General features: G+C 46.4%; 14 protein-coding genes. 4 read left to right on the forward strand and 10 right to left on the reverse strand.

The genetic code is table 11. The annotated features are described in order from the left end of the window. Window positions 1-14: 14 nt before the first annotated feature. On the reverse strand, window positions 15-2,372 hold the full coding sequence (gene tamL, locus IAQ59_RS10725; protein ID WP_342450696.1) for a translocation and assembly module lipoprotein TamL: 2,358 nt from the start codon (window positions 2,370-2,372) through the stop codon (window positions 15-17). 77 nt (window positions 2,373-2,449) lie between these two features. Between tamL and IAQ59_RS10730 the strand changes: the two genes are divergently transcribed. After that, a complete protein-coding gene (locus IAQ59_RS10730) occupies window positions 2,450-3,196 on the forward strand; it encodes a TrmH family RNA methyltransferase (RefSeq protein WP_209330800.1) in 747 nt (248 codons plus the stop codon). Between the two features lie 29 nt (window positions 3,197-3,225). Then, window positions 3,226-4,221: a bile acid:sodium symporter family protein gene (locus IAQ59_RS10735; protein ID WP_209330801.1), complete on the forward strand. Its 996-nt coding sequence runs from the start codon at window positions 3,226-3,228 to the stop codon at window positions 4,219-4,221. On the opposite strand, the gene IAQ59_RS10740 is transcribed toward IAQ59_RS10735, so the two are convergent. The 9 genes from IAQ59_RS10740 to IAQ59_RS10780 form a co-directional block, all read right to left on the reverse strand. After that, window positions 4,210-5,013, reverse strand: a complete 804-nt coding sequence (locus IAQ59_RS10740) for a queuosine precursor transporter (RefSeq protein WP_209330802.1) — start codon at window positions 5,011-5,013, stop codon at window positions 4,210-4,212. The genes IAQ59_RS10735 and IAQ59_RS10740 overlap by 12 nt on opposite strands. Then, window positions 5,010-5,927: a ribonuclease Z gene (locus tag IAQ59_RS10745; protein WP_209330803.1), complete on the reverse strand. Its 918-nt coding sequence runs from the start codon at window positions 5,925-5,927 to the stop codon at window positions 5,010-5,012. Before IAQ59_RS10745 ends, IAQ59_RS10740 begins: the two co-directional genes overlap by 4 nt. 10 nt (window positions 5,928-5,937) lie before the next feature. Continuing rightward, window positions 5,938-6,315: an STAS domain-containing protein gene (locus tag IAQ59_RS10750; RefSeq protein WP_209330804.1), complete on the reverse strand. Its 378-nt coding sequence runs from the start codon at window positions 6,313-6,315 to the stop codon at window positions 5,938-5,940. A 58-nt stretch (window positions 6,316-6,373) separates the two neighbouring features. Continuing rightward, a complete protein-coding gene (locus IAQ59_RS10755) occupies window positions 6,374-7,309 on the reverse strand; it encodes a phosphoribosylaminoimidazolesuccinocarboxamide synthase (RefSeq protein ID WP_209330805.1) in 936 nt (311 codons plus the stop codon). Between the two features lie 64 nt (window positions 7,310-7,373). Further along, complete coding sequence (locus tag IAQ59_RS10760) at window positions 7,374-8,531, reverse strand: toxin-antitoxin system YwqK family antitoxin (protein ID WP_209330806.1); 1,158 nt, start codon at window positions 8,529-8,531, stop codon at window positions 7,374-7,376. 9 nt (window positions 8,532-8,540) lie between these two features. After that, window positions 8,541-9,728 (reverse strand): acetyl-CoA C-acyltransferase, encoded by a 1,188-nt coding sequence (locus IAQ59_RS10765; RefSeq protein WP_209330807.1) that lies wholly within the window; start codon window positions 9,726-9,728, stop codon window positions 8,541-8,543. 139 nt (window positions 9,729-9,867) lie between these two features. Beyond that, window positions 9,868-10,488, reverse strand: a complete 621-nt coding sequence (locus IAQ59_RS10770; protein ID WP_209330808.1) for a hypothetical protein — start codon at window positions 10,486-10,488, stop codon at window positions 9,868-9,870. Then, window positions 10,469-11,131 (reverse strand): hypothetical protein, encoded by a 663-nt coding sequence (locus IAQ59_RS10775; protein ID WP_209330809.1) that lies wholly within the window; start codon window positions 11,129-11,131, stop codon window positions 10,469-10,471. Before IAQ59_RS10775 ends, IAQ59_RS10770 begins: the two co-directional genes overlap by 20 nt. Before the next feature lie 16 nt (window positions 11,132-11,147). Then, a complete protein-coding gene (locus tag IAQ59_RS10780; RefSeq protein WP_209330810.1) occupies window positions 11,148-12,113 on the reverse strand; it encodes a vWA domain-containing protein in 966 nt (321 codons plus the stop codon). 244 nt (window positions 12,114-12,357) lie between these two features. Here IAQ59_RS10780 and IAQ59_RS10785 point away from each other — a divergent pair, with 244 nt between their 5' ends. Next, the gene (locus IAQ59_RS10785; RefSeq protein WP_209330811.1) at window positions 12,358-14,751 is read left to right on the forward strand and encodes a TonB-dependent receptor; all 2,394 of its coding nucleotides are present in this window, start codon (window positions 12,358-12,360) and stop codon (window positions 14,749-14,751) included. A 1-nt stretch (window position 14,752) separates the two neighbouring features. Next, window positions 14,753-15,580, forward strand: a complete 828-nt coding sequence (locus tag IAQ59_RS10790; RefSeq protein WP_209330812.1) for a DUF4249 family protein — start codon at window positions 14,753-14,755, stop codon at window positions 15,578-15,580. The last annotated feature ends 4 nt before the right edge of the window (window positions 15,581-15,584 follow it).

The raw sequence follows: 15,584 nt of genomic DNA on the forward strand, positions 1-15,584 counted from the left end.
CTTGTTTGGGTGTATTAAAACGGGTATCCAATACCAATATTAAACACATGCTGCCCCCGTTCTCCCAGGGGCCGACTGAATGAAAGATTGTCCAGGATAAAACGCTCACCTTCCGCGCGGGCGGGGTCATAGGCCTTGATCCCCATGTCTAATCGTAACACGAGGAAGTCAAAGTCCATGCGTAGCCCCAGACCGGTTCCGACGGCGATTTCTTTATAAAATCGATCCACGCGGAAATCCGCCCCTTCTCGGGAGGGGTCTTCCTGGAAGTTCCAGGTATTTCCGGCGTCGATGAAAAAGGCACCATCAAAATAACCAAACAGCTTTCGTCTAAATTCTAACATGGTTTCAAAGAGAATCTCGCCGGGTTGCTCAAAGCGGTAATCGAAGGTTCCGTCTTCCCGGATCTCTGGTGTAAATGAACCTGGCCCCAGTCGTCTGGGTTGCCAAGCCCGAATGCTCGTACTTCCACCCGCAAAGAAATATTTCTCGTAGGGCAAAACGCCTTCGCTGATACCGTATGGTTTGGCCAGGCCGACATTGACACGGTAGGCCATCGTACTTCGATTGCTGAGTGGAAGGTAGCGTCTGAAATCGGATTGAAATTTCAAAAACTGGAAATACTGAAGACTGCGGTCTTGGGTCAGCGAGGATCCAAGTAGATTGATACTGGTGCCCCCGCTTTCAAAAAACAACCTCCAAAGGGATGCTGCCCGCCGCTGATTCAGGCCATACTGGTTGAAGTTAATGATGACCTGCCCGGATATGCTGCTGACGTAGGAGGGTAGGAACGAATTGATTAGGTTATTTCCTTGGTTTTGTAGTTCTTCAAGCCTTTCTTGAAAGAAGGGGTTGAGTGTAGACCGGATGAGGTTGGCATCCAGTAAGTTGACCGAGAATTGCTGACGCAGATTCCTGGTTGCCCAGGTGTAAGCCAGAATCGTGTTGAGTGCCTCACGCACATACTCGGGCCTATTTACATAAGAATACCCTAGCAAGGCCCTGGTTCGGGGATTATACCGCCCGAATTTTTCCAAGGTGCCAAAATTGAATGGAATTAAGAATTGTGGAAAGATCACGGAACCAGAAGCACTGAGTTCCCGGCTTCGATAAACGCCCCCTTCAGTAGTGGCTGAGGCTACCCCTTCGAGGCCCGCCCGGAAGTTAAATTCGAAAATTTCAAGCCCTCTGAATAAATTACGGTTTCGAAGGGAATGGCTAAAGAAAGGTCCCGGCAGCTGTTCTGTTACACTGGCCCCCAGTTGGTTGGTTACCTGGTATTTCTGGTTTGGCATGGTGTAAATGTTGGTAGTGAGCGAGTTTGCCAGCGTATCAAAGGAAATATTTACAAAGCGAAACACATCCAGATTTGCCAGTTGCCGTTGGGTTTCGATCACATCTGTGCGATTGTACCGGTCTCCATTTTGGAGGAATATCCTGGAGCGGATAATTTTTTCGGCATACCGATCCTGATACATTTGAAAAAAAAGCCCGTCAAATGTCCCGGATTGTTTTTCGTCCTGGATTGTTTCTGAAGGACTGGCAATGAAAAAGCGTATCGAATCAATCGTGTATACGGCGTGAAAACCACTGTTTGAAGGGACCCGAATCACTTGCTCGATGGCCACTGTTTTATCAATCGTGTCCTTGTAGACGTTGTATTCGATATAGGATTTGGAAAAGGTATAGTACCCGTTATCTTTCAGGATATCCTCTATGCGTTGCCTCTCCCGCGAAAGGTTGTTCTGATTATACCTGGAGGATAGTTGGACATGGGAATGCCGGCTATTGCTGCCCAGCAGTTGTTCGATGGCTTCGTCTACAGTAGTGGTATACAGGCTGTCGATAAGGTACGGATCGTTCTCCTCGATATCGTAGTTTACTAATGCTTTCTTCTTTTTCGTTTCCACGCGGGTTTCTACTTGTGCATCGAAGAAGCCATTATTTATCAAGTAGGCCTGCATCTGTTGTTGGGATTCCTGGCTCTTTATGCTATCGTAGAGAATGACCGGGTTGCCGGTTCGCATAAACCAATTGCCATATTCCAGTTTTTTGTCCAATGCGGCTATGTTGGAAGATACTTTTGCATACCTTCTGTTCAGTTTACGGTTGGAAGCATCTGCTTCCAGTTGGGTTTCCAATAGCGCTGCTTTTTGTTGCCATGCGGTTTTTCTGTTTGCCAGTTTGGTTCGATCGTAGGTTAGTTCCCCGAATCGATAAAGAAATACCCCGGGAGAAAAATTCAGGATCGGAATGCGGGTGTTGGGCTTTTGGCTTATTAGGTTCCGAAGGGCGTCAGCATCACTTTTTTCCACACCATTTACTTCTGCGTCGAAAACCACATACTGATTCTCTTTCAGTCCTTTCGTCACGGAGCAACCACCAAGGTACACGATGAACAATAGAAAATGTATATATTTGGATCTGTTCACTACAACATGCCCGACTAATGCTAAGCAAAAATACGCTTAAGTTTATTAAATCCTTGCACCAAAAGAAATTCCGCAAGCAGGCAGGGTCTTTTTTTGTCGAAGGTTCCAAGAATGTAACGGAGCTATTGGTGTCAGATTTTGAAGTAACCCATCTTTTGTATACAAGGAGCTTCGGGGATGAAAACGTCCCCTTGATTTCGAACTTGTCGGCGGAATGCTACGAGGTGGATGAAAGGATTCTTGAAAGCTTGGGCTCGTTTCAGACCAATAATTCCGCCCTCGCTGTAGCACGTATGAAAGTGCCAGCTACCATTGTACCTCAGCGGGGAGAGTTTGTCTTGGCATTGGATGAGGTGCGGGATCCAGGAAACCTGGGTACGATCCTACGCATTGCAGATTGGTACGGGATCCGAAAATTGGTCCTCTCCGCCCGCAGCGCCGATTTTTACAATCCCAAAGTGCTGCATGCCAGCATGGGGTCTTTTACCAGAGTAGACTTTTCCTATGTGGATTTGGCAGACTTCTTGTCGGAAACAGCTATACCCTGCTATGGAGCATTTCTGGACGGTACAAATATTCATACCCTAAAGTTAACCATGGAGGGGATCTTGGTAATGGGCAATGAATCCCACGGGATTTCTTCGGAAATAGCCGAGCATATCCAACACCGCATCACCATCCCATCCTTTGGAAGCGCTGAATCTCTCAATGTGGCCATTGCTACCGCCGTCATTTGCGATAATTTCCGTAGGTTCGGGAATTGAAGTATTTACCTCATTCGATTGATCCAAGCATGAAATCCATCAAAAGGACCTTGGCAAAGGCAGGAATAAACACGTTTTTCTTTTTGTTGGTGCTAAGCATTGTGCTTGCCTATATTTTTCCGGAAGCAGGAAGGAAGGATTCATGGATCCCGTTGGACACGATCACCTATTATGGCGTGGCGATCATCTTTTTTTTCTATGGCGTTAAGATAAGTCCCGATTCGCTGAAGTCCGGCCTCTCCAATTGGAAATTGCACCTCTTGGTCCAAACCTCTACCTTTCTTTTCTTTCCTGCGATTATCCTTGTTCTTTTGGCAATGTGGGGAAGCGGGCTATCTCCCCTATGGCTGGGGGCATTTTACTTGGCCGCACTTCCATCCACCGTGTCTTCTTCTGTCGTCATGGTATCTATAGCCAAGGGGAATTTACCCGCCGCAATTTTCAACGCCAGTGCTTCCAGCATCTTGGGTATTTTTATCACACCAATTTGGATGAGCCTCTTTATGAGTAGTGCCCATGGTGAGTATGAATTGTCTGGTACCATTTCCAAGTTGGTCATTCAGATTCTAATCCCAGTGGCCGTGGGTTTTTCCTTGCACAAGTACTTGGGGGCCTTTGTGGCTTCACAGCAGAAGTGGCTTAAAAATTTCGATCAAACCATCATTTTGCTGATCATCTTCAGTGCGTTTGCCAATTCATTTGCCGAAAGAATGTTTGAGGGACAATCTTTAACCGCACTACTTCTATTGTGTGTACTGATGTTGGCTTTGTTTTTGGTGATGATGGGGTTAATGTACGGACTTTCCAGCCTTTTCTCATTTTCCTATGCTGACCGGGTAACGGTACTCTTTTGCGGATCGAAAAAATCGCTTGTGCAAGGGGCGGTAATGGGGAAAATTCTATTTCCTGACCCGGTGGTTTTTGGAGTGGTGCTGTTGCCGTTAATGATATATCATACCCAGCAATTAATCGTGGGCAGTGCGCTGGCAGAACGATTGGGTGCGGAAAAGGGGCTACATGAATGAGGTGTCTTCCGCAGCTTCCTCGGTCATCTGTTGAGCGGCATCCTCTCCGAGATATCGATCGATCAGTCCATGACCTACATAGAGTAGGGGAGTAAGGGCGATAGCCACCGAAAATTTATAGATGTAGTTGATTATTCCTACCGCGATGATCTGTGCCAACGACCAGTTGCCAAATACGTAAAAAGCAATGCCCAATACAACAAAGGAATCGATGAACTGGGAGACCAATGTGGAGCCGGTGGCACGGAGCCAGATTTTCTTTGATCCGGTTATTTTTCGCAGTTTTTGAAAGACATACACATCAAGTAATTGTCCGAGTAGAAATGCCACCAATGATCCGATGATGATACCCAGACCCTGCCGGAATATCGTGTTAAAGGCATAATCGATATTGAAGGGATTGCCATCGTTGTCCGCAGCATTTACTTCCAACCAAAAGGGGGCAGGTGGTAGCTTCGTCACGAGTACGATAATCAGAAAAACGTAAAGTATAAAGCCTGCCGTAATAAAGCTTATTTTCCGAACACCCTTTTTTCCAAAATATTCATTTATAATATCGGTAGTGATGAAAACGATCGGCCAAATGACCGCTCCAGCCGTGAGATTGAAGTCCAACACGTATTCGTCGAAGAAGCGCCAACCGACGGGAGCAATTCCCAATGTCAACTCTCCCGAAAAGATTTTAACACCAATGATTTCGGCCAGTATGGCGTTTGTCAGGAAAATTCCCGAGAGGATGATAAAGAGGTTGGTCTTTTTGGTTTGGTAAACCTTATTTTGAGTATTGCTCATTTTATCACGTAAGTTTTGCCTTCTTCACTTAGTTGCGTGGCGTCAAAGATGGCCTTGGCTTCCCAAAGCAACGGATACAGATCGATGTAACGAACCGAATAGTGCCCCAATAACAATTCCTTCGCCGCCGCATAGTTTGCGATCGTTGCCGCTTCCTCCGTGGTACTGTGAAGGGTGAGTTTGGCACGCTCCTTATCTGATGCCATGAAGGTTGATTCATGGTAAAGCAAATCAACTCCCTGAATGTAAGGGACTAGCGTGGGGTCAAATACGGTATCGGAACAGAAGGCGTATTTCCGGGGGGGGACAGGCTGATGGGTGTAATCGCGGGCACGGTATTTCAATGTGCCATCTGTATGCATCACATCTCCACCCTGCAACAAGCATTGGATTTCTTCCACAGACATACCTGAACCGACGATCTTTTCCTTGATCAATTTTTGTTGTCTAGAGATTTCTTCAAACAAAAATCCGGTGCAAGGAATCCGATGTTTTAACGGAAAGCTAAAAACGCGGATATTTCCCGCCACCAGTAAGAGGTTTTTGCCTTCGGTGGAGGTCTGTGTAAAGTGGAGCGGGAACTTAAGCAGCGTATGAGAATGCTTAAGATGAATCGTGAGAATCTCGTCCAGCCCCTTGGGACCATAAATCTGCAACGGCGCTGTCCTCCCATTAAGATGAAAAGTGGACAACAGCCCCATCAGGCCTAAATAATGATCGCCGTGGAGGTGTGAAATAAAGATATGGTCAATTTTAGAGGATTTTACCCTATGCCGCTTTAGCTGATGCTGTGTGCCTTCCCCACAATCGACCATAAACTGCCTTTTGCCATAGGTTACTATTTGAGAGGTTTGGTTGCGTCCGTGGGCCGGTGCAGCTGAGTTTGACCCTAAAATAGTAACCTGAAATTCCAATGTCGATCGGTTAGTCTACTTCTTCGTCTTCACCATTGTCAATTTCGTGAATAAAGATCGCCTCTGCGGCTGCTTCGGTACTATCCACGACCTTTAATACTTTATCAAGCATGGATATTTTGATAAGTTTCAGCACATGCTCCTGAGGCGCGGCGATCACAAAGATACCCCCTTCTTCACCAAATGTTCGGTTTCCCACCAAAAGTGCACTGAGGCCACTGGAGTCGGTATATTTTACCTGGCTCATATCCAATACCAAGTTTTTATAACCCTCGGCGTTTACTGTAAGCAGCTCGGATTTTAGTTGCGGAGAAATGGCTGTATCCAGTTTATCCTCCAATAGGGTGAATATGACGTATTGCTCTTTTTTATCTACCGTATATTTCATTCGTCTATCATTTGCCGTCGGTAATTTGCCGTCGGTTGTTTTTCAAAGGTACAAAAAATTAGATATTTGAGATAATGGAATTTTTAATCCGATCCTCCACATCTTCCAGATTCTGTTTAACAAACTTTTTCCCGGTAATGTTTTCGTAAAGCTCGATATAGCGGTCGGAAATATCAGTGATGATTTCATCTGACATTTCGGGTATTTTCTGCCCGTCTAATCCTTGAAAACCATTGGAGATCAGCCATTGTCTGACGAATTCTTTGGAGAGCTGTTTTTGTGCTTCTCCGCGCTTTTGGCGCTCCTGATACCCTTCTGCATAAAAATACCTGGAAGAGTCTGGTGTGTGGATTTCGTCGATCAGCAGAATCTGACCTCCTCGTTTTCCAAACTCGTATTTGGTATCTACCAATATCAATCCCTTTTCGTTTGCCATTTTACTGCCTTCGGCAAAAAGGGCCTGGGTATACACTTCAAGTTGTTCGTAGTCCCCCGGCGAAACGATGCCTTTTGCCAAGATATCCGCTTTGGAGATGTCCTCGTCATGTCCTTCGTCCGCTTTGGTCGTTGGCGTAATGATGGGGAAAGGGAGGGGATCGTTTTCATTCAATCCCTCGGGCAGGGTCACGCCGCACAGTTCCCTTTTGCCTGACCGATAGGTGCGCCATGCGTGTCCTGCCAGATAACCCCGAATTACCATTTCCACCTTGAAGGGCTCACAGCGATGCCCAATTGTGACGTTCGGGTCGGGAGAACTCAATACCCAATTGGGAACCACTTTTTTGGTTGCATCTAAAAAATGATAGGCAATTTGGTTAAGCACCTGCCCCTTATAAGGGATAGGCTTGGGCAGTACTACGTCAAAGGCTGAAATCCGATCAGACGCTACTACCGCCAGTTTATCGGGGAAAATATATACATCCCTGACCTTCCCTCTGTAAAAGCCAACTTGTCCGGAAAAGTTAAAGTTGGTTTCTCTGATGCCTTTACTCATAGTTTTTCAAATAAGTTTGACAAAAATAGATACTACACTACGTTATATTGTCAAGGTTTTGGAATTAATTGTGGATTTTTTCCTTCGTTTTACGCCCTCTTAGGTAGTTTCTTTCTATTTGTAACTCGCCATCCGCCGAAAAGCGTACATATTTTCCATGTAGCTCTCCGTTGTTATAAGGTATTCGCTCTTCAATCTGCCCATTTGGGTAGTAATTCACCGTTTCGCCATGGAGTGACCCGTCTAGGTAGGGCGCTTCTTGGATTATGTTACCTGATTCATCAAATGACTCGGAGAGCTGTAGGACCCCTTTATTGGAATGGTGGAGAATTCGAGAAACCTGTCCATTTGCATGGTAAGCAATGACCTGACCGCGGGGACGGCCGCTTTTGAAATGGGCTTCTTCTTCCAAGCTGCCGTCTTCCCAATAGGTTAAAAATGTACCTTCTGGGAGCCCTTTTTTATACGTGCCGGTTTTTTCAATTCTTCCGTCCGGATAGTAGCTTTGAGATATGCCATCCTTGACTCCTTTGCGGAAGTGGATTTCCGATGACCGTTTTCCGTTTGAATAATAGGTGATCTGGGGGCCTGTTTGCAACCCAAAGCTATATGAATTCCTTTCCGTGAGGGTTCCGTTTTCGTTAAATATCAATTGCGTTCCATGGAGTTTTCCTGCCAGGTAATGGGATCTTTCCGCCACATTCCCATTAGGATGGAATGATTCGAACCCTCCGTGGGGTAAATTTTCCCGAAAAAAGGCCTTATTTTTTACAGTACCGTCTTCATAATAGCTAGTGCTTAGGCCAGTCAGTTGGTCTGCTGTGAAGGAGGCCTGCTGCGCCAAAGCACCGCTTTTATAAAAGGATAGGGCTTCCCCTGTCCGTAGGTTGCGCTCATAAGTCACCAACCGGAGGGTGTCGGTCGTGCCAGGGAAAAAATGTACAAAAGCCCCCTGTTTCTTTCCGCTTTCGAGCCATCCTTTTTGGATCAGTTCCCCTTGTTCATCATAAAATAAATACTGCCCGTGAGGAAGGCCGTTTTCTAAAAAATAGGCCTCTTTTACGAGGGTTTCCGCTTCATCGTAGTAGGTAAAGGCTTGGTCTTGTCCAATTACGGTCGAAGTTGGTAGTAGCATTGCCGCTATGAAAAAAAAGGCAAGTGCACAGAGATTATTTCTACCGCCGAGTAATTTGATAAACCAAGGATAATTCATTGGGCGCATGGCACTAGGTTAGGATTCAAAACGCTCAATTACCAGCGCAGAGGCACCTCCGCCGCCATTGCAAATGCCTGCAACGCCGATAAAGGCCTTTTTGTGTTGCAATATATTGGCAAGTGTGCATACGATGCGGGCACCGGAACATCCAAGGGGGTGACCTAAGGCAATTGCTCCCCCAAAAATATTTAGCCGATCCAATGGAATATTCAACAACCGTTGATTGGCAATGGCTACCGCGGCAAAGGCCTCATTGATCTCGTAATAATCTACTTCCTCGGCGGATAGGCCAGCGTTTTTTAATGCTTTTGGAATGGCTAGCGCGGGAGCAGTCGTAAACCATAACGGGTCTTGCGCGGCGTCGGCAAACCCCCGAATTTTTGCAATTGGGGTAATGCCCCATTCCGATATTTTTTTTGCACTTATCAGGACCAATGCTGCTGCGCCATCGCTTAGGGTGGAGGCGTTTGCCGCAGTGACTGTGCCATTATCCTTATTGAAGACGGGCCGGAGCGAGCGAATTTTATCTAGCCTTATATTGCGATACGCTTCATCCGCTGTGATTAGCGTGGTTGATCCCTTTGGGTTGGCAATTTCAGTCGGTACTACTTCGCTACGAAAGTGGCCTTCGTTCCATGCCTTGGAAGCCCGCTGATAGGATAGGATCGCATAATCGTCTTGCTCGTCTCGGGAGATTTTCATCTCAGTTGCGGTATGGTCTGCGCAGTTGCCCATCGGAAATGCATGGTACGCTTCCAAGAGCCCATCTTTAACTAAGCCGTCGACCAACTCGCCATTCCCAAATTTATATCCAAACCGTGCGTTAGGTACGTAAAAGGGGACGTTGCTCATGCTTTCCATCCCTCCGGCTATGACTACGTCGTTCATACCGGCCATAATTGATTGTGCGCCAAGCATGATGGCTTTCATACCGGATGCGCATACTTTATGGATAGTCGTGCAAGGGACGCTAGGCCCTATCCCTGCTCCTAGTGCTGCCTGCCTTGCAGGTGCCTGGCCCAGATTAGCAGATAGCACATTGCCCATGAGCACTTCGTCCACCTTATCCACAGATAGCGTGGCTTTGTCCAATGCGCCCCGAATCGCCACGTTACCCAATTCAACAGCACTGAGCGAAGAAAGACTTCCTCCAAAGCTTCCCAGTGCAGTCCTTGCGAGCGATGCGATATATACTTCTTCCATGTGTTTATAATTGTTATTCAGCGGTCACATGGAATCCCTGCCTAACGGCAGGCAGGTCGCATGTTTGCCCGGATAGCTATCGGGGCATCCCAGCGTGTGACAGTAGGTCATGCTCGATTTCATGTAAATGGGATTTGGTTTACCAGTCGGGTAATCCCCGTTGCGGTCGCTGTGTAGGCTTTCGGCGATTTTGCTGAATATATTGCAGCTCGTTACTGTTCATTGCGTCCAGAATCTGTGCTGCCTGCTCGGGGGAAATGTTCATTTGCTCCAAGCGCTGTCGGAGTTCTTCCAGTTGTTTTTCCCGTTCACTCAGATCACTTTCCATGCTACTGGGATCTTCGGTGGGTTCCTCTTGGGTTGATTTTTCACCCTGCTGTTCCTCCATTTCGTCAGAATCTTCGGCACCATCCTCTGAGGTTTGCTCTTCACCCTCTCCATCTTTTTTTTCCTGGCTTTCCTGTTCTTGATTTTCCTGATTTTCCTGATCCTCTTGCTCTTGGTTTTGCTGTTGGTCTTTTTTCTGCTGATCTTCTTGATCCTTTTGAAGTTTTTCCAGCAGCGCGTTCAATTTCCGGTCATTGGGGTATTTCTGAAGACCTTCCGCCAGAATCTGTCCCGTGCCGGGCAAATCCTCGTTTACGTATTGCTTCGCAGCCCGATTAAAGTAATCTGCTTCTGTTTGGGCACTCCCCTGCAGGGTAAATCCACCTACGAGTATCACCGTCCCAACTAGTAGTTTACTGATTATCGATTTCATTGATATCGTTTAGGTTGTTCATATAGCCCTCGTAATACCTGACTGTTTCGTCAATCTCCAAGGCTTTTTGCATTGTTTCCAAGGCCTCCTTAAATCGAAACTGATCCAAAAAGGCATCTGCTTGTGCCTTCATTCGTTTGGCGTAATTGGAAGGCTCTAATTTTTCTTCTTCTTCCTGGTCTTGCTGCTCTTTTTCTTCCTCCTCGTTTTCTTCCAGCCACCGGCTCAGCAGCTCAAAGTTGTAACGAGCGACTTCGTTATCGGGGTTTTTCAGAAGAGCTGTTTTGAAGTAGGCAAGGGCTTCCTTGTAGTTACTCTCTCGCCCCTCCAGTACGCCTGCTTGGTTTGCACCCAAGGAAGCAATCTGTAACTGTTGAGATCCGGAGATCTCGGAGTAGGTTTTTAGCGCTTCTTCTTCCTGCCCATTGTTCTGATAGCTCAGTGCAAGGTTAAATTTTACCTGCGGATCTGTGATTTGCTGGTCGCTGATCAACGCCAAATGCCGACGAACAGATTCTTCGAAGTCTGTTGACATATAAGCTGCCTCGGCCTCGTCCAGCGCATGATTACGTTCCCTGATTTTATTCCAGGATGCGGGGATTAGTAGTAGTATAGCCAGCAGAATTGGTATCACTAAGTTCATGGGGTCAACAGTTGGGTCAGATCGAAATGGTTCGCAGTGGGAGCATCAAATCTATCAAGGCCAAAACCAGTGCAGCCGCGAGAAAATAGAAGTACTTGTTGGCGGAGGCTTCTACCATCCGGCTTGCCATCACCGTACCTTCCAGTCGTTCCACGGCATTGATGAGTTGTGGGATGTCTACTGATACGTCACTGATTTCGAAGTAAGCACCGTCGGTACGGGTAGCGATAGTCTTTAGATTGGTAGCGTCCAGCCGCGTAATGGCCGGGCGGTTCACTTGGGGATCCATCACCACACTGTTTCCTCTTGGAATGGTAGCGCCTTCTTCGGTGCCCACACCCAGGCTGAATACCCGAATACCCTGCTCAGCCAGTTTTTCCAACACGGGAGGCAGGTTTTCGCCAAAATCCTCCCCGTCGCTGATCAGGATGATGGCCTTGGAGGTGTTTTCCTGATCATTTTCATTTTGGAATTTTTGGTAAGCCATGTTTAAAGGTGATGCGACATCCGTTCCATAATTAGGCACCAAGTTCGTGTTTAGACCGTCCAAATGGAGCTGAATAACGTTTTGATCAAAGGTTAGAGGGCATTGGATAAAGGCCTCTGACGAAAATATGATAATACCTATCCGATCTGAACTAAAGTTTTTAACCAAATTTTTCATCTCAAACTTTACCCTCTGAAGCCGGCTGGGATTGATGTCTTGGGCATTCATGGACTGGGAGAGGTCTATGGCTAAAAAGATGTCTTTTCCTTCTTGCTTGATTTCTTTCAACGAGCTTCCTATCGAAGGTCCCGCCAATGCAATCAAAAACAACGCAAAATAAAGGGTTCTAAGCACGCATTTCCAGACTAAACTGCGCTTTTTTACTTGCAAGCGCTGATTGATGCGCCAGAACCGATAGAGGTAGATCCCGTATAGCAGCGAGAATAAACCGATTAGTAAGATAGAAAGTCCAGTACTAGGATATGCCCAAATCATGCCCTGAAATTACATATTTATATGTAAAACGAAAGTTGCGCGTGTTAATTATTCCAAATTCAAAATTACAGGGATAGACCCGATGATGCAATCAATCCGGTCTGACACATTAAAAATAACCTGTTGGCTGAACTTCCTTTGAATTCTGTCGTTAACATTTCGGTTATTCCAATTAAGCCAACAAGTATTTGTGGAAGCAGGCCTTTTTTGCCCGCTTTGATGGACAGAATTTAGCTACTGATTAATGAAGGTAATTTATGCAATCCTTTTGGGGATTTTTTTTCAACTAGCCATTTATGGTGCGTCCCATGCGCAAAGTGCAGAGGTGTTGAGTGGGGTGGTCTTGGATAAATCAACCAACGAGCCACTTCCCGGGGCTAATGTGTATTGGAGTCAGTCCTTAAGCCAAGGGGTAGTCAGTGATCCGGATGGAGCGTTTGATTTGCCTTTGGTCTCGTTACCCTCTGAGCTCGTGGTATCCTTTATAGGGTATGAGCCGATTAAACGGTCAATCTCACAAAGTGATCTCGGCAAAGAGCTGAAAGTATTCTTGAGTGCTGAGGAGATGTCGCTAGAGGAAGTGGTGGTTCGCGATATCCGGGAAAACAACAATGTAGTGGGAGTTCAGATGGGGCAGACAAAACTGCCCGGTTCGGTGATAAAGCGTATTCCAGCACTATTCGGTGAGGTAGATTTGCTGCGTAGTTTGCAGTTTTTGCCGGGAGTAAATACTGCAGGCGAGGGTACCACTGGGTTGTTTGTACGAGGAGGTTCCGCCGACCAAAACTTGGTTCAACTGGATGGCGCCCCTATTTACAATCCATCGCATTTTTTTGGGTTTTTTTCGGTATTCAACCCGGATGCATTAGAAGATGTGTCGCTCAGTAAGGGGCACATACCTGCCCGTTTTGGAGGAAGGCTATCATCCTTGATTGATGTTTCGTTAAAGGAAGGCAATTCACAGCAGCTCCGGGGAGAAGGAGGAATAGGAAGCATTAGCTCCCGCCTCACCATAGAAGGGCCTCTTTCCTCTGGCAATTCTTCGTTTATCCTTTCAGGTCGACGAACGTATGCGGATCTTTTTTTGAATTTTTCGCCGAACGAAAACGTGCGAAACAATCAGTTGTATTTTTACGATACGAGTGGCAAGTTCATGTGGCGTATCAAGGATCGGGATAAGATTACCTTGGCAACTTATTATGGCGCCGATTTTCTGGGAGCGGGGGGGCAGTTTGGGTTAGGCTGGACGAATTGGGTGTCGTCGCTGAACTGGACTCGCTCGCTGAAGGACAACCTTTTTCTCGATGTCAAGGGGTATCATAGTTATTACAAGTACCTAATCGATTTCACCGATCCGGATATTGGATTCGATTGGACAAATAGTCTTTCAGAGTCAGGCTTGAGGGGAGAGCTTCATTACGTGCCAATGGAGGGTGCCGATATCCACGTAGGGATGCACAGTCAGGTGTATCACTTTTCGCCTGTCAGGCTTGTTCCCCGACCGGAAAGTGTGATAGAGCCCCTAAGAACCAATCCCAAAACCGGTTTTCAGAATAACCTGTTTCTAAACTGGGCTCAAGCGGTTTCAAAACAGTTTTTCATGGAGGCGGGACTTCGGTGGAGCCATTATCAGCAAATAGGGCCGGGCACAGATTACCTGTATGAGGGCGAAGATCCTGCTAGTGGAGCCATTACAGATACCCTAAGCTATCAGTTTGGGCAACGAATGAACACCTATCAGGGATGGGAACCTCGGCTCGCATTAAGGTACCTTTTTGGAGAATCCCTTTCGGTTAAAGGTGCCTACAATCGTAACTTTCAGTACGTACAAATCGCTACGAATAATTCAGCCGGATTGCCCATTGACAGGTGGACACCAGCAGGTACCTATATTAAGCCGGTGAGAAGTGATCAAGTTTCGCTCGGAGTCTTTAAGAATTTGGATAACAACCGATTTGAACTTTCTGTGGAGGGCTATTACAAGGATTTCGACCAGGTAATTGATCTGAGGCAGGGAGCGAGTATCTTATTCAGTGATAATTTAGAGACGGAAATTCTAACTGGAAGGGGATGGGCCTATGGGGTAGAGTTTCTGCTTAGAAAAAATCTAGGCAAAACTACCGGATGGCTGGCGTACACTTGGTCTCGTGTTTTTCGGCAGATAAATGGCATTAACGAGGATCGTCCTTTTAATCCCCGATTTGACCGTCCGCATGATGTAAGTTTGGTGCTGAACCACCGACTGAGTAACCGGGTGGAACTATCCGGGACGTTTGTATACAGTAGTGGTGTAGCAGTTACCTTTCCTGTTGGATCTTATGTGGTGGATAATCAGCGAGTACCACTTTACAGTCCCCGCAGAAACGAAGATCGCTTTCCCGATTATCACCGGATGGATCTCTCTGTGAACCTTAAAAACAAAGATAAAGGTCGGTGGTGGAAGGGTAGCTGGAACTTTAGCATTTACAATGTGTACAATCGAAAAAACCCTTTCTCATATCAGTTTACCGAGATATACAACAACGATTTTCGGGTCACTCCTTCATCGGGGGAAGAAATTTCTTCCGTACGACCAGGGGTGGTAATGACCTACCTTTTTGGAATCCTCCCATCGATAACCTATAATTTTGAATTTTAACATGAAATATTTCTTATTCCTTTTTGGTATGCTAACGCTTATTTCCTGTCAGGAAGAGGTGTATCTAGATCTTCGGAATCAGGAACGTATACCGGTGATAGAAGCATACTGGACCGACAATCCTGCACTCAATCGGGTCAAGATTAGCTACGGAAGGGACTATTACGATACTGCTTCCAATGCACTGGAAGCGGAGGCCGATGTGCGCATCACAAACCTTTCTACAGGAGAGGAAATTCCCTTTGGCTTCTCCGAGGACTTTCAGCGGTACCTCCCTACCAGGTATTTTTCGGGAAGGAGGGGGGATCGCTACCAACTGGAAGTGTTGCTCGGTGATCAGGTTTATCGTTCAGAGGGCGCCTTATTGGAACCTCCTGTATTGGATAGCATTGTTTATCAATTTAGGGAGGAGCGGCTCTTTTCAGAAGAAGGATATTACCTGACCGTTTATGGTAAAATTCCCTTCGATACCGATAATTACTACCGGGTGAGAGTTACTCGTAACGATACGCTATTAACTGGAAGGCAAGACTACCTGTTGTTTGATGACACGTTTGGAACCTCCATTTTGGACAATGGGTTCGAGTTGGGAGGATTTACTTTTCAAGCTGGTGACAAGGTAAAGCTGGAACTTTTTAGGTTAAACCAACCCGCCTATGACTACTTGAATGACTTGGTAAATCTTCTTTTTAACGATGGAGGGCTTTTTAGCCCTCCGCCTCAAAATCCCCGATCGAACATTCAGGTGGTACAGGGTAATGGACGTGTAGAGGGGTATTTCGTGGTTGCGCCAGTTCTGGCCGAGACAGTAACCATTCCAATTGAGTGATAGC

Source organism: Lunatimonas salinarum (assembly GCF_017811155.1).
Lineage (GTDB): Bacteria > Bacteroidota > Bacteroidia > Cytophagales > Cyclobacteriaceae > Lunatimonas > Lunatimonas salinarum.

Excerpts from the sequence above, each read along its gene's own strand:
- IAQ59_RS10730 (WP_209330800.1), top strand. The coding sequence starts at position 2,450 with ATGCTAAGCAAAAATACGCTTAAGTTTATTAAATCCTTGCACCAAAAG.
- IAQ59_RS10735 (WP_209330801.1), top strand. The coding sequence starts at position 3,226 with ATGAAATCCATCAAAAGGACCTTGGCAAAGGCAGGAATAAACACGTTT.
- IAQ59_RS10740 (WP_209330802.1), bottom strand. The coding sequence starts at position 5,013 with ATGAGCAATACTCAAAATAAGGTTTACCAAACCAAAAAGACCAACCTC.
- IAQ59_RS10750 (WP_209330804.1), bottom strand. The coding sequence starts at position 6,315 with ATGAAATATACGGTAGATAAAAAAGAGCAATACGTCATATTCACCCTA.
- IAQ59_RS10755 (WP_209330805.1), bottom strand. The coding sequence starts at position 7,309 with ATGAGTAAAGGCATCAGAGAAACCAACTTTAACTTTTCCGGACAAGTT.
- IAQ59_RS10760 (WP_209330806.1), bottom strand. The coding sequence starts at position 8,531 with ATGCGCCCAATGAATTATCCTTGGTTTATCAAATTACTCGGCGGTAGA.
- IAQ59_RS10765 (WP_209330807.1), bottom strand. The coding sequence starts at position 9,728 with ATGGAAGAAGTATATATCGCATCGCTCGCAAGGACTGCACTGGGAAGC.
- IAQ59_RS10770 (WP_209330808.1), bottom strand. The coding sequence starts at position 10,488 with ATGAAATCGATAATCAGTAAACTACTAGTTGGGACGGTGATACTCGTA.
- IAQ59_RS10775 (WP_209330809.1), bottom strand. The coding sequence starts at position 11,131 with ATGAACTTAGTGATACCAATTCTGCTGGCTATACTACTACTAATCCCC.
- IAQ59_RS10780 (WP_209330810.1), bottom strand. The coding sequence starts at position 12,113 with ATGATTTGGGCATATCCTAGTACTGGACTTTCTATCTTACTAATCGGT.
- IAQ59_RS10785 (WP_209330811.1), top strand. The coding sequence starts at position 12,358 with ATGAAGGTAATTTATGCAATCCTTTTGGGGATTTTTTTTCAACTAGCC.
- IAQ59_RS10790 (WP_209330812.1), top strand. The coding sequence starts at position 14,753 with ATGAAATATTTCTTATTCCTTTTTGGTATGCTAACGCTTATTTCCTGT.